Origin of the sequence: Hominifimenecus sp. rT4P-3, from assembly GCF_051055405.1 — a bacterium.
Taxonomy (GTDB): domain Bacteria; phylum Bacillota; class Clostridia; order Lachnospirales; family Lachnospiraceae; genus Pseudolachnospira.
Map to the genome: position 1 here is coordinate 3,026,811 of NZ_CP167068.1, position 13,187 is coordinate 3,039,997.

The 13,187-nt window shown below is 41.6% G+C and carries 15 protein-coding genes and 1 pseudogene; 2 read left to right on the forward strand and 14 right to left on the reverse strand.

The window, feature by feature from the left end:
- Window positions 1–8 precede the first annotated feature (8 nt).
- Genes ACCC71_RS13945 through ACCC71_RS13955 form a run of 3 tightly spaced genes read right to left on the reverse strand, consistent with a single transcriptional unit; the run spans window position 9 to window position 1,720 of the window.
- The gene (locus ACCC71_RS13945) at window positions 9–386 is read right to left on the reverse strand and encodes a VOC family protein (protein ID WP_434310229.1); all 378 of its coding nucleotides are present in this window, start codon (window positions 384–386) and stop codon (window positions 9–11) included.
- Window positions 383–1,048, reverse strand: coding sequence for a TlpA family protein disulfide reductase (locus ACCC71_RS13950; protein WP_434310230.1), 666 nt, complete (start codon window positions 1,046–1,048; stop codon window positions 383–385). The genes ACCC71_RS13945 and ACCC71_RS13950 overlap by 4 nt, the downstream gene beginning before the upstream one ends.
- A 9-nt stretch (window positions 1,049–1,057) precedes the next feature.
- On the reverse strand, window positions 1,058–1,720 hold the full coding sequence (locus ACCC71_RS13955) for a cytochrome c biogenesis CcdA family protein (RefSeq protein WP_434310231.1): 663 nt from the start codon (window positions 1,718–1,720) through the stop codon (window positions 1,058–1,060).
- A gap of 155 nt (window positions 1,721–1,875) precedes the next feature.
- Between ACCC71_RS13955 and ACCC71_RS13960 the strand changes: the two genes are divergently transcribed.
- A complete protein-coding gene (locus ACCC71_RS13960) occupies window positions 1,876–2,535 on the forward strand; it encodes a Crp/Fnr family transcriptional regulator (RefSeq protein ID WP_434310232.1) in 660 nt (219 codons plus the stop codon).
- 50 nt (window positions 2,536–2,585) lie between these two features.
- Here ACCC71_RS13960 and ACCC71_RS13965 read toward each other — a convergent pair whose 3' ends face one another.
- The 6 genes from ACCC71_RS13965 to ACCC71_RS13990 form a co-directional block, all read right to left on the reverse strand.
- Window positions 2,586–3,161: a 4Fe-4S binding protein gene (locus ACCC71_RS13965; RefSeq protein ID WP_434310233.1), complete on the reverse strand. Its 576-nt coding sequence runs from the start codon at window positions 3,159–3,161 to the stop codon at window positions 2,586–2,588.
- A complete protein-coding gene (locus tag ACCC71_RS13970; RefSeq protein WP_434310234.1) occupies window positions 3,158–3,367 on the reverse strand; it encodes a 4Fe-4S dicluster domain-containing protein in 210 nt (69 codons plus the stop codon). Before ACCC71_RS13970 ends, ACCC71_RS13965 begins: the two co-directional genes overlap by 4 nt.
- Before the next feature lie 39 nt (window positions 3,368–3,406).
- A complete protein-coding gene (gene trxA, locus ACCC71_RS13975) occupies window positions 3,407–3,712 on the reverse strand; it encodes a thioredoxin (RefSeq protein ID WP_434310235.1) in 306 nt (101 codons plus the stop codon).
- A gap of 483 nt (window positions 3,713–4,195) precedes the next feature.
- Entirely contained in the window at window positions 4,196–4,513 is a 318-nt protein-coding gene (locus ACCC71_RS13980) for a hypothetical protein (RefSeq protein WP_434310236.1), read from the reverse strand.
- Window positions 4,510–4,974, reverse strand: a complete 465-nt coding sequence (locus ACCC71_RS13985) for an ATP-binding protein (RefSeq protein WP_434310237.1) — start codon at window positions 4,972–4,974, stop codon at window positions 4,510–4,512. Before ACCC71_RS13985 ends, ACCC71_RS13980 begins: the two co-directional genes overlap by 4 nt.
- 552 nt (window positions 4,975–5,526) lie before the next feature.
- Window positions 5,527–5,853, reverse strand: a complete 327-nt coding sequence (locus ACCC71_RS13990; RefSeq protein WP_434310238.1) for a winged helix-turn-helix transcriptional regulator — start codon at window positions 5,851–5,853, stop codon at window positions 5,527–5,529.
- 142 nt (window positions 5,854–5,995) lie between these two features.
- On the opposite strand from ACCC71_RS13990, the gene ACCC71_RS13995 reads away from it, so the two are divergent.
- On the forward strand, window positions 5,996–6,349 hold the full coding sequence (locus ACCC71_RS13995) for a cupin domain-containing protein (protein WP_434310239.1): 354 nt from the start codon (window positions 5,996–5,998) through the stop codon (window positions 6,347–6,349).
- A gap of 382 nt (window positions 6,350–6,731) precedes the next feature.
- Here ACCC71_RS13995 and rhuM read toward each other — a convergent pair.
- The 5 genes and pseudogenes from rhuM to ACCC71_RS14020 all read right to left on the reverse strand — a co-directional run.
- Window positions 6,732–7,154 (reverse strand): annotated as a pseudogene (rhuM, locus tag ACCC71_RS14000) (RhuM family protein); the annotation flags it as partial.
- A gap of 285 nt (window positions 7,155–7,439) precedes the next feature.
- Window positions 7,440–9,446: an ATP-binding protein gene (locus ACCC71_RS14005; RefSeq protein ID WP_434310240.1), complete on the reverse strand. Its 2,007-nt coding sequence runs from the start codon at window positions 9,444–9,446 to the stop codon at window positions 7,440–7,442.
- A 50-nt stretch (window positions 9,447–9,496) separates the two neighbouring features.
- Window positions 9,497–10,423 (reverse strand): recombinase family protein, encoded by a 927-nt coding sequence (locus tag ACCC71_RS14010; RefSeq protein WP_434310241.1) that lies wholly within the window; start codon window positions 10,421–10,423, stop codon window positions 9,497–9,499.
- A 288-nt stretch (window positions 10,424–10,711) separates the two neighbouring features.
- Window positions 10,712–12,091, reverse strand: a complete 1,380-nt coding sequence (gene rlmD / locus ACCC71_RS14015) for a 23S rRNA (uracil(1939)-C(5))-methyltransferase RlmD (RefSeq protein ID WP_434310242.1) — start codon at window positions 12,089–12,091, stop codon at window positions 10,712–10,714.
- Between the two features lie 141 nt (window positions 12,092–12,232).
- A complete protein-coding gene (locus tag ACCC71_RS14020) occupies window positions 12,233–13,177 on the reverse strand; it encodes a 3'-5' exoribonuclease YhaM family protein (RefSeq protein ID WP_434310243.1) in 945 nt (314 codons plus the stop codon).
- Window positions 13,178–13,187: the final 10 nt, after the last annotated feature.

The window sequence follows — 13,187 nt, forward strand, 5'->3', positions numbered from 1 at the left end:
TGCCCCTTTTAGATATCGGCGAATCCCATCGGAGTGCCAACTTCAATCAGATTTCCATCCGGGTCATAAAACCGAACTACCTTTTGTCCCCAAGAGTGTTCCATCAACCGGTTTACATAGCAAATCGGTTCCTGATAATTTTCCAGCTTTTCTACAAAAGCCTCTATATTCGGTTCTTCAAAATATAGCTCGGAAGCATTGTTCTGTGGAACAATTCCTCTTTGAAGAAACTTCTCCCAAATAGCCTTATCCTGAAGAACCAAGCCCTCGGTCATTATTACATTTCCATCGTTATCCAGAATCACGTTTAATCCAAACAGTTCTTTGTAAAAAGCAATGGAGCGCTCCATATCCTCTACTACAATCAGTACATTTTTTAGCTTCATTTTGCCTCCGATGTAATCATATCGATGCCTTTTTGCAGCGTCTCCCCATCAATAGCGCCTGTCGCCCGCGTAACCAAATAGCCTTCCGCATCCACAAAATAGGTCGTCGGCAGCGAGTACACGCCATAGGTCATTGCCGCACTGGACGCGGTATCGTAAAACACAGGAAACGTATATTCTTGATTTTTTATAAACTCCGACGCGTCTTCCACGGTTTCTCTTGAACCATCCGTCATATTGATCATAAGGAAATGAATTTCTTCCCCTGATTCCAGATACTTTTCCTGAAAATCCGGCATTTCCATCTGACATGGCCCGCACCAGCTTGCCCAGAAATTCAAGACGATCGGCTTGCCGATATAATCCGAGAGATGAATCTCATTCCCATCGATATCATAGACGATAAAATCCGGAGCCGCTATTTTTTCCGGTTCACCCCCACTCGTTTCCGGCGCTTTTTCCTCCGATTCCTTCTCTTCTCCTGCTTTCACCGCCTCTGTTCCAGGCTCTCTTTCCTTTGTTCCTGCTGTTTGTTTTGTTTCCTGCAGCGCTAACTGCTCCGGAGCCAATTTTTTTCCCAGCTGCGTGTAAAGTATAGAAGCGCCGCCCAGGAAACAAACGAGTACGAGTAATAGAATCCAAAACTTTTTCTTACTATTCATAACGCCTCCTTAACTGAGCAGGCGGAGGAGCCGCCCAAGGGTTCCTGTCGCCATCAAAATACCGATCAGGATCAGAAAACTGCCGCTGACGATATTGATAACCCGATAGTTTCGCTTGATCCATTGAAATGCGGATTTCAAATAACCGATCAACACCGCGCTGAGGATAAAGGGGATACCCAGTCCCAAGGAATAGACAAATAGCATCCACATGCCTTCCGCCACATGGCCCCGCTGAGAGGCCAGCATAAGGGCAGATCCCAGAAACGCGCCAACGCAGGGCGTCCATCCCACAGAGAAAATGACGCCGAATAGGACCGCCGAAAAGAATCCCATATTGCTGGTATCGATCGATCGTTTACTTCCTTTAAACAGCGTGAATTTCAGCACTCCAAGAAAATTCAGGCCAAAGCAGATGACCACCAGACCGGAAACGAGATTGACCGCGGTTTGATATTCCCGTAAGAAACTGCCTACCGTACCAGCCAATGCTCCGAGAGTTACAAATACCACGGTAAACCCGGTGACAAACCCCAACGCATTGGTAAGGGTTTTTTTAACATTTCGCTCGCCTCCGCCTGCAAAATAGGAAATGTAGATCGGAAGCATGGGAAGAAGGCAAGGGGAAATGAAGGTAATCATGCCTTCAAGAAAAGCAATTGCATATTGCATCGGCTCTCACCTCTCTTTTATTTGATTCGAATATATAAAATGATTCCCTTTACTTCTGTGATTAGTATAGGTTTGTTTTTGGCATATGTCAATCGCATTATTGACATATGCCAGAAATCCCTTTATACTAAACACACGGTAAAGGAGGCAGAACAATGGACTTTCCAAGTACTTTTCCCATTTGGAATCAATTAAATACACTCCAACAGAATCGAATACTTGGCAGCTTGACAACACGAAAAGTGCGCAAAGGAGCTCTTATCCACAACGGCAGCATGGACTGTACAGGTCTGCTTCTGGTAAAGTCCGGACAGCTCCGGGCATACCTTCTTTCCGATGAAGGCCGTGAAATTACGATTTATCGGCTGTTTGATATGGATATGTGCCTATTTTCCGCTTCCTGTATCATGCGTTCCATTCAGTTTGAAATAACGATTGAGGCGGAAAAGGACACGGAATTTTGGATCATTCCCGCCAAAATCTATAAGAGCATTATGGAAGAATCCGCATCGGTGGCAAACTATACCAATGAATTGATGGCCACCCGCTTTTCTGACGTCATGTGGCTGATGGAACAGGTTATGTGGAAAAGTCTGGATAAGCGCGTTGCCGCTTTTCTTTTGGAAGAAGCATCCATTGAAGGAACCAATGAACTAAAAATCACCCATGAAACCATAGCAAACCACCTAGGTTCCCACCGTGAGGTGATTACTCGAATGCTTCGCTATTTTCAGAGCGAAGGCATCGTCAGACTATCCCGTGGAACAGTGGTTATCCTGGATGAAAAAAAGCTGGAAAAATTGCAGGAAGCGTAAAATTGCCCATCCTCAAAATCCGTTTAAAGTTGAGGATGGGCATTCGTTTCTTATGATTTACCATTTTTTGCTTTACAGATTAATTGCGTCATGGTTCCCATTGGACAATAGACACACCAGCTGCGAGGCTTGAACAAAACCATTGTGATCAATCCAAGAACCGTGGAAGTCAGCATTACGCTGTAAAAGCCAAACGCAAACTGCGCGACACCATCATGAAACAGCGTTCCATGATAAGCCCAGCGCCATGGCAATTTGAATGTCCACAGCAGTGTAACTACCTGTTTCAAATCCTGCGATCCTGCAAACACAAGATAGGTATTCCAGAGCATCAAAAAGAACATGATAAAGAAGAATATAAGAAATCCATAGCGGAATGCCTTGCTTTTCATCCACCTTGGAATATCTTTTTTTCTGGAGAGTCCAAAGCGTCCTCCCAACAAACCGAACAGCTGCCCTCTTCCACAATACCGATTGCAGTACCCTTTCGTTCCCTTTGCCACAGAAATAATCAAAGGAATGAAAAAGCAAAGTAATCCAAGCCATGCAAATAAAATATTGAAGAATCCAAGGAACAGATATGTCAGAGAAGCAATCCATAAGTAATCATACCAATGTTTTTTCATCCTTGCACCTCCAGAATAGAGATCACGCTGGCAGGACATTCCCTTGCACATTTTCCACATCCGACGCATTTTTCCCGATTCACCTGTGCCATAATCCCCTTCATTATCTCGATAGCCTGTAACGGACACACTTTCACGCAGCAGCCGCAGGCAACACAACTTTTTTGTTCCACAACAGCTTTCCGCCGTTTCTTTTCCGTACTCACCAGATACCTCCCCCAATCACTAAGCCATACCGCACTGCTTTACAGCATCGCAAGAATCGCACTTTTCGGTCTTGCTCCCATGGACTGATTGACAATCTTGCCATCCTTTATCACCATCAGTGTAGGAATACTCGTGATGTTGAATTGTCTCGCCAGCTCCGGCTGTTCGTCTATATTGACTTTGCCGACCTTGATATCCGATCGTTCCTTTGCAATCTCTTCCATAGCTGGAGCAATCATGCGGCAAGGGCCGCACCAAGGCGCCCAGAAGTCCAAAAGGACAGGTTTATCCGAGCTCATTACTTCACTCTGAAAATTGTTCTTATCAATATTAATAGCAGACATATTGTTGTCCTCCTTGCTTTTTGTGATTTAAATATATCCTATTTTCTTTTTCTGTTCTGTGATGTGATCACACTCAGAGCACTTATTTCTGAAAATTATGCTCTGGACAAAGAGCGAGGGACGCCTGTCTGCTTTTTATATATGTTAAATGGCTGTCCCCTTCCAGCAAATTCTAGCAAGGATGTAACGATGGTTCTTCTCTCTGAAAGCGGCGTGGACTTGAGTCATATCAATATTACATACTATTTTATGGATTATGACTAGGAATATTGGGATGATTTGGGCCGGATCATGACAGGAGAAATGAATCAGCAGGAATACGAAAAGAAGTATGGCAACGTAAAAGAATTAAAATTTGAATTATTACAGAAATGAAGAAGCCATTACAAAAGTTGGCTTTTACACCAATGCAAGAGACCGTTTCAAAGTCTGTGTAAACGGTCTCCGGTAAACAGCATTCGTTCAATAAGCATATATTTTTATTTAATTTACAATGGTATAATTAGTGCTTCTTGCTTTTCCATTCTGCTTTAACAAGTTGCTTTTTACCTGTTTTTTAAGGATTCTGACAGCAGTAGATGCACTCACTTCAAGCAATCGGATTACATCATTTCTTGTAATAGCCCCATGCACTCTAGCGTATTCCAATACTTTTTCTTCTTCGTCACGCAACTGCATTCCATTTCCAGCAGAAAAATTTGTCAGAGATTCTACAAGAAATGCAGAATCATTCCCGGTTTCATATTTCGCGTTAATATTTGGCAGTATAACCTTAAAAGCATTTTTAGTTGTTTCAATCACGGGGGTCTATCTATGCCTTCGTATGATTTTATAATTTTGCTCATTCCGGTACCGTAAGCCTCGATCAAATGTAAACGGTAGAACACATTCGCAAGATCCTGATTTCTGCATACGGAAATCCCCACCATAATATCTTCCAAATCAATTCTCAGCAGTTTTTCTATGGTTGCACGGGTCTGGTTGCGGAAGTCAATAAAATCATACACTTCGTTCATCTGTTGCATCAATGACCCGGTAAATTCCCGACGATCCTTAAAAACTGTCTGATCCATTCCCTGAAAAACAGCAACCTTAATCGTATGGAGACACTGGTCAGATAAAAGCAGCCCTAAGTTACTGTAAAGGTTATCCTGATCAATCATTTTTAAGGTACGCATTTGCTGTGGGCCAAATTCAACTTCCCGAAACTCAAATTCCTTTTCGGCAGCTTCGAATGTAAGCTCCTGGTTTAAGCAGCGCATAGCTTCAAAGTGATCTCCATCTGTTTCCTTTTATAGCAAATCGATTCAATTGTGTCAACGTCAAAGAAACAATTATGACGCGATAAATGACATCATAAAAATCATTCGACAGATATCCCGTCATGTGGCAGGAATACTTCGAGACCTTCCTATCTCAGCAAACAACACTTTTGTTAATTTTCTCGCCATATTTCAACTTGGAAAAGGAATTGAATAGACAGCGGCAAATACGGAACTCCCTTGAAAATCAAGGCTTTTTCCGTTTGTCAATATTATACCATGGCGATATACACATGGGACGCTCCTGGCTGAAAACGGAACTCACCCAAAGACGGTCGTAGAACGTTTGGGGCATAAGAACATCAAACCACAGACATCCGACCCGAAGGAATTTGACGAGGCCCTTGTAAAATGCTGGCTCAAGCAAATCACACTCTGGGACGACCATTGCACCGTTGAATTAAAGTCCGGTCTTAAGGTCGATGTTGAAAGATAAGCATAACGATAAAAGCTCCTCACCACTGGAACTTAATCCGGTGATGGGGAGCTTTTTTAATCAATAATTGATTTATAATAGTTTCCAAAATCTGCTAAGGCATCAATAATTGGAAGCATTTCTTTTCCAAGGTCAGTCAATCCATATTCTACTCTCGGTGGCATTTCGTGATAATCCTGTCTATAAGCCAAACCATCATCTATCATCTGCCTTAAATTATCAGTAAGCACCTTTTGAGATATCCCTTCTAAATCTCTTTGTAGTTCATTAAATCTCCACGGACGGGATTTCAAATTTCGTAATATAAGTAATTTCCACTTCCCACCGATTAACGATACTGAAGTTGCCACAGGGCATTCTGGAAGTTCATCTTTCGTCTTCATATATCATCACCTCGCTTTGCTATTATAACACATTCAAAATTGAATGTACAGTTACAAAAAAGTGCGTACTTGTTTTTGAATGTGTACCTGATTAAACTATAATCAAGCAACAAAGTTACGGATAAGAATGGAGGTAATTAAAATGTCAAACTACACAAAAACAAACATTGGAAATGAAGGTCGTGCAGAACTTCATGAAGCACTTTCCTTAACTGGTGCTGAAGTAAGCATCAACACTCTTCCTGCAGGTGCAGGCGTTCCTTTTGTTCACTCTCATAAGAACAATGAGGAGATTTATGGCATTATTGCAGGAAAAGGAACTGCTGTCATTGATGATGAAACTATCGAAGTAACTGCTGGTGATTGGTTAAAAATCAGCCCTGTAGCAAAGCGTCAGTTCTCTGCTGCAAGTGACTCTGAAATCACTTATGTTTGTATTCAGGTAAAAGAAAACTCGCTTGGTGGATTTACTGCTGATGATGCAGTAATTTATTAATAGCCACTGGTGCAGCGCCCTCCCCGCTATAATAGCCCGGAGGGTTATTCTTATTTTTTAGGTGGCAACCAACCTTCCTAATAGTGTACTGAATTGAGAAATGCTTTTCCTGTTCCAAGTATCAAATAAAGTACTCCATCACGAATTACAACCTACCACATGATTATTATTCATATGGTCGACAACATAGCCTTTGGCCGTCATCTCTTCTAAAACATCCTCACCATACCATTTAGCTGCAATCTATCGATGGAGCAAACCAAGAGTTCCATCTCGTTTCAAAAGTATAGTTTGTATATTTTTAACATTTTTCATGATTGATCTCCGTTCAACTACCACTATCAATAACTCAAATGATTAAATCTTTTCTCTTACATTTCATCTCCGCTGTGCGGTCATAGTCAAGTGCTGTAGCATAGATGTCTGTTATTTTCTGGTAAAACCTACGCTCAGACAGACGGATTTCACGAATTTGCTCAAGCAATCGGTCAAAATATTCTGTTGTAAGTACAGAACCACCATTCTTTAAGCGTTCATCATCCATGACCCAGCCTTTGATGGTGTAGTCCTTTGCAATCTGATTTACCCATTTACGGAACTGCACTGCACGCTCAGAATTGACCTTGAAGCCTACTGCAATAATCATCTCCAAGGAATAGTGATTTGTGCTGTAGCTTTTTCCATCAGCGGCCGTTATCCGAAATTTTCGGATAACTGAATCCTCCTGATCGCCAACAGATGCAACATAGGTTAAGTATTTCGCTGCGCTGGAACGGATGATGATTTCATCTTTTTTCTTTTTCAAATAGGAGGCCTCCTTATCATAACAAGTTAATCTATTTTTTCTAAATCCAATGAATCAATCTCTTTTTAAACAAGGTATTTTCACCAAGGGATACGTGCGCCCTTTTTTAGGGGAAAATATTTTTCATTTTTCTATTGACATTTATTAGCTGGACTTCCATAACATCTAATCCACTGTCTAAACCCTACGACCGTTTTTACAGTAGATATGTTTTCATTACTAGTAAGCATTTTAAATTCATGTTGCCTTCTCATATTTATATGTCTGATTAGGCTATTTTACCTGTCATACTACTATTTCTTCTGCTGCCCTTGCCGAATTATTCTCTTGTGCTGCAATTATTTCTTCTTTTGTTTTACCTCTACTGTCAATTAACTTTTTTTGCTCAATTTGCAGCTTATCTAATAAGAAATCGTGATTAAGCTCAAACTCTGTAAATATTTCACTCCATGTCTTCACATAAATCTTAAAATTATCCACCGAGTATACAAGAGACTTTTCCCCATTATACCGAAGATTTTTTATTTCATTTTCTATCTGAGTATTATATTTATTTCCAATTAAATAAAATTTCCATTCTATATTAGGTGCATTAAAACGAGCTTCTTTAAGTATAACATCTTTATATCTTTTGACTTGTTCTAGTTCTTTGTAACCTAACACTACCTTGGGATGTTTTAATTCCACAATAATACTACTTTTAACATCTCCATTTTTCATTTGACGCACAGCAAAAATATCCATCTGCTTACGCCGATCTGGGTCATCCATATTTATCTCTTCTTTTGTAGGTGCATCGCCTTTAAGTATATAAATATATCTTCTTAAAGCCTCTTCAAAATCTGGTTCCTCAGCTGTTACTAGATGATATTGTTCTCCGAACAACCAATAATGCTTTTCTATAAAAGGCTGTATCGAATTGATTTCCCCCGCCCCAAGTTCCTTATTAAAAACCAGTTCCTTTAAATCCGCAACAGCTTGAGCTCTATCTTTTAACATCATTATAGTTCTGGAAATATTTGACATAGTTGTATACTCTAATGCTTCTGCCAATTCTGTCCTTTCATCTTGCGACATATTTACAACGCTATCGATTATTTTTATAAAGCTGTCTTTTTCTCCCGATTCCATGATCAATGCAAACATCCTTATTAAGGTTTTTAACTGAGGTTTATTCAACCCTGACAATATTTTAGGTTCTACATAATACACTGTTGAAATCAATTCATCTAAACATTCTTTTTTAAAATTGTCTACAGGGTTGTTCTCATCGAAATCGGGATATGCTTCCTTTTCTTCTACTGTTTTCAAAAATCTTTTTGCATATTTTTTAATAAACGGTATCCTTTTTTCTCTAATCAATTTATCAATTTCTCTTTTTATATATTTAAAAGCTTCATCTTCTCTGCTGTTACCCGCAATTTTCAATCGCAGTTGTCCCGTTACTATAGAGAAATCAAAATCTTCAAATAAGCTACTAGTTATATATACACTATGATAAAAATTATCACCTTTATTGTTTAAGGTTGTGTTCTCTTTAAATTTTTCCCTGTTATTTTCATCTAAGTAATAATATTTAGAATATTCACCATTTAGTTTTTGTGCCCAACGACAAAAGACAACATCAAACTCCACATCATTATACCTGTACTTTCGTACATCGCGATCCTCAAGAATTTCAGAGTAATCGATTGGATTATTATTTATTAACAACTGAAATTCATTATTCTTCATCAATTCTAAAAACCAACAAAACTCAATCTTTAAAAAATGCTTCATAAGACCAACATTAAAGTCTTCATTAATTCTAAAAAAACTCACTGTGGTTCCTACTTCAATATTTTTATCCACTTCTTCAGGTTCTGTAGCAATATAATCATTTAGTCCATCACCTTCAATAAGGATTTTGTACTTGTACTTTTTGTCATCTTCTTCATATATAGTCTCCCATTTTGCCTGTCCCGCAAAAGTAAAAAAAGTTAATCTACCGACACCATTTTTTCCATGATAACTAGAGCTATTTGATTCACTATTACGAATAATAATTTTATTAGACTCAAAGAAAGGTTTGAATTTTGCATTCAACTGGTTAAATGGAATACCATAGCCATTATCTGAGATACTTATTTCTTCTATACCTTCAATACTATTCTGTAAAATATTTATATTGACACGGGTAGCTGTCGCATCATACCCATTCCATACATATTCCGCTATGGCTTCCTCCGGCTTATATTTACTCAATACTCGTTTTATTCCTTTCGAACCAAGTTCGATTTTTTGAACAGCCATTCTTTACCTCCCTCTAAGCTTTTATGCTCTCTTTTGCGTAATCTGCATAACTATTTTCTTTTTGAACTATATTTTTTATTTTTACACAACTGACCATCTACTCCTACCACTACATTACTTCTTCGTACTCTCTCCAACTGCACTGCCTCAAAAACTTCCTTTGATATTATCGCCGGATTATTATCAGTTGCCAAATAATGTACTTCGCTTTTACCAGTTTTCAATAGCCGTACATCCCCTGTGTACTTCTCATTACTCAACATGACATCTATTGTTCTCTTACACCATTTCTCCTTCCCTGTAGGAGAGGGGATTTTCCGTTTCTCAAGTTCTTTGATAATACCCAATACACTTTGTCCTCTCAAATACAAGTCGAATATCATTTTTACATTTTCTGCTGTTTCTTCATCAATGATTAACTTGCCATCTTCATCATGTTTATACCCATAACACTTTCTATCATATAATTTCGAGGTTCCTGAAGCTGCTCCCTGCTTAATTCCCCATTTTATATTTTCACTGCGAGACTCATTTTCTGCTTGTGCAAAAGATTCAATAATTGAAATCATTAAGTCACTGTCTGTGTTTGCTGTATCAAGTTCTTCTTGTTCAAATATTACACGAACGTCAGCATTCTTTAATTTATTCAATGCTTCTATAGTTTCAACAGTATCTCTTCCAAAACGGCTAATACTTTTCGTAAAAATAATATCTAGTTTATGAGATACACAGTCATCCAGCATACGGCTAAATTCCTTGCGCGAAGAGCCTGTTTTGCTAGTAGAGATATCCATATACACATCTGCAAGAAGCCATTGTGGTGTAGCCGCCGTTATTTTTGTTAAATGTGATACTTGTGCAGCCAAACTTTGTAACTGCTCCGAACTATTTGTACTGACACGACAATAAATTCCGATGCGCTTGTCTCGTTTCTGTGGTATGGGTGGTATGAAATGAACTTTTTTATAATTATCCATACCTCATCTCCTCTCCAAATAGGTAACCTACTCTGACAGCCCTCCACATAGGCTAATTAACATCCATGTTTATATTTTACATGATAACTAGCCATTTTACAACCATTCTATCTACTCAACCCTCATTTAGCAATCCTGTATCCACAACCTACCCCATATCAATCCTGTGTACTCAACCCTCTACCAATTTTCCCCCTTGATATGTTTCCACGGAGTAAACGGGCATAAAAAATCCGGGAGTCAGAACCGCTGTCCAAACAGTCCCAGCTCCCGGAAATCCCTTGTTTCCTACACTTTTTCAGTTCCTTTTTTATCTATCCGTGACATCAATACCACTGTCTCCACATGCACCCCCATCGGGAACATATCCACGGGCTGCGCTTCCACAAACTCATATCCCCCATCCACAAGCGTCTTCACATCCCGCGCCAGGGTTGCCGAATCACAGGACACATACACCACCCGCTCCGGCTTCATGGCAAGAATCGTCCTCAGCAGTTCCCCGTCGCATCCCTTTCGCGGCGGGTCCACCACGATCACATCCGCCCTTGCATGTCCCTCCCGGTACTTCTCCGGAAGCACTTCCTCGGCCTTTCCCACAAAAAACTCCGCATTCGGAATCCCATTCAGCTTGGCGTTCTCTCTCGCATTCTCGATTGCCTCCGGAACAATCTCCACTCCATATACCATCTTGGCCTTTCTCGCCAAAAATAAAGAAATGGTCCCCGTCCCACAGTAAAGGTCCCAAACCGTCTCATCCCCCGTCAGCCCCGCGTATTGCAGCGCCGTACGGTACAACACTTCCGTCTGCCTTTTATTCACCTGATAAAACGCCAGCGGCGAAATCCGGTACCGGTTCTCCCCGATGATATCCTCAATATAAAGGGGGCCATATAGCCCGATCAGCTTTTTCCCCAGAATCACATTGGTCTGTTCCCGGTTCACATTATAAGAAATCGAAGTCATCCCCGGTACTTCCCGAAGGCAGTTCACAAGCGACTCCGCAGCAGGAAGACTCTCTCCATTTATCACCAGGCACACCATTACTTGCCCGGTCCGTTCCGACTCCCGAACCAACACATGGCGAACCAGGCCGCGCCCCTTCTCCTCGTCGTAGGGATCCACCCGATTTTCCTTCATCCAGACCTTTAGAATTCCAAGTACCTCCTCATTTACCGGTCCGCCCAGATAGCACCGCGAGTTTTCTACAATCCGGTGGCTCCTAGCCGCGTAAAAGCCGGTCACAACAGCGCCGTTTTTATCCCTTCCCACAGGAAACTGCGCCTTATTCCGATACTCCCAAGGATTCTCCATCCCAAGCGTTGGCAAAACCTTCGGCTCCTTTAAACCTCCGATCCGTACCAGGTGATCCCGCACTTTCTTTTCTTTAAACGCCAGCTGGCTCTCATAGCTCATAGCCTGCAGCTGACAGCCGCCGCAAGGCCCGGCCACCGGACATCGCGGTGTCACGCGAAAGGGAGAAGGCTCTAAAACTTGCATCACCCTGGCATAGCCGTAGGATTTCTTCGCCTTTATCACCTTGGCTTCCACCACATCCCCGATCACCGCATCTTTTAAAAAGAGGGCATATCCATCAACCTTTCCAATTCCCTCTCCATTTTCCGTCATATCTTCAATTTTTACGGTAACAATTTGATTCTTCTCCATATCCTTCTTCGCTCTCATTTTCCTACAAAGTACACAAAAGGGAGACCTGCGGACTTCGCAACGTTAAGCCGGTCTCCCTTATCGATCAAACTGCAATATTTTCCATCAGCCAAAACATCCGCGCCTGGCCAACACGAAACTTCAACTCCGCGAAGTTTTTCTTACATTGGTCTCCAAAAGCCTCTGGTATCCCAGCCACTCTTCTCCGCTGTCTCCAGCCCCTTCCAGCAGCTCGCACATCGTCTCCAGCTTCGCATCCGTATTATCCGCAAAATGCAGCGCCACCGCCTCAATCAACGCCGGCTTTTTCGGAGAACCATACTCCAACTCCCCATGGTGCGATAAAATCAGATGCCCCAGCTCCGACGCCGTTCTCTCCGGGAATTCCGGAATCTTCCGAATATGCTCCCGCACCATCTCATATCCAATCACAATGTGGCCCAGCAACTGACCGTCGTCTGTATAATCATTGGCTGGAAATGGCGCCAGTTCCTCCAACTTTCCAATGTCATGGCACAGCGCTCCCGTAATCAACAAATCCCGGTTCAAAATCGGATAAGCGCTGCAATAGTAATTGCACAACTCTGTCACCCGCAGCGTATGCTGCAGCAAGCCTCCCACAAAACTGTGATGGACGCTCTTTGCCGCCGAATGTGTCTGAAACCGGCGGGCAAACGCCGCCTCGCCAAAAAAGCTCTCCGCCAACGCCCGCAGCTTTTCATTCTCAATACTCTTTACAAATCCCATCAATTTCCGGTACATATCCTCCACCGGAAACGGGGATACCGGCAGATAATCCGCCGCATTGTACTCTCCCGGCTGCGCCACACGGACCCGACGAATATTCATCTGCAGCGCGCCCTGAAAACTGGTCACATCGCCGTCTACCTGGATATAATTCAGGGCATCAAAGTGATGAATCGCATTTCCCAGCTCCCAAATTTTCCCGTCTAAGGTTCCGGTCTTATCCTGAAGCACAAGGGAGTAATAGGATTTCCCCATCTTGGTCTTTGCGCTTACTTTACTTTTGCAAAGGTAAATCTCCGAAATCCGGTCCCCTTCATGCAAGGTTTCAATGTATTTCATTCTAGTTTCC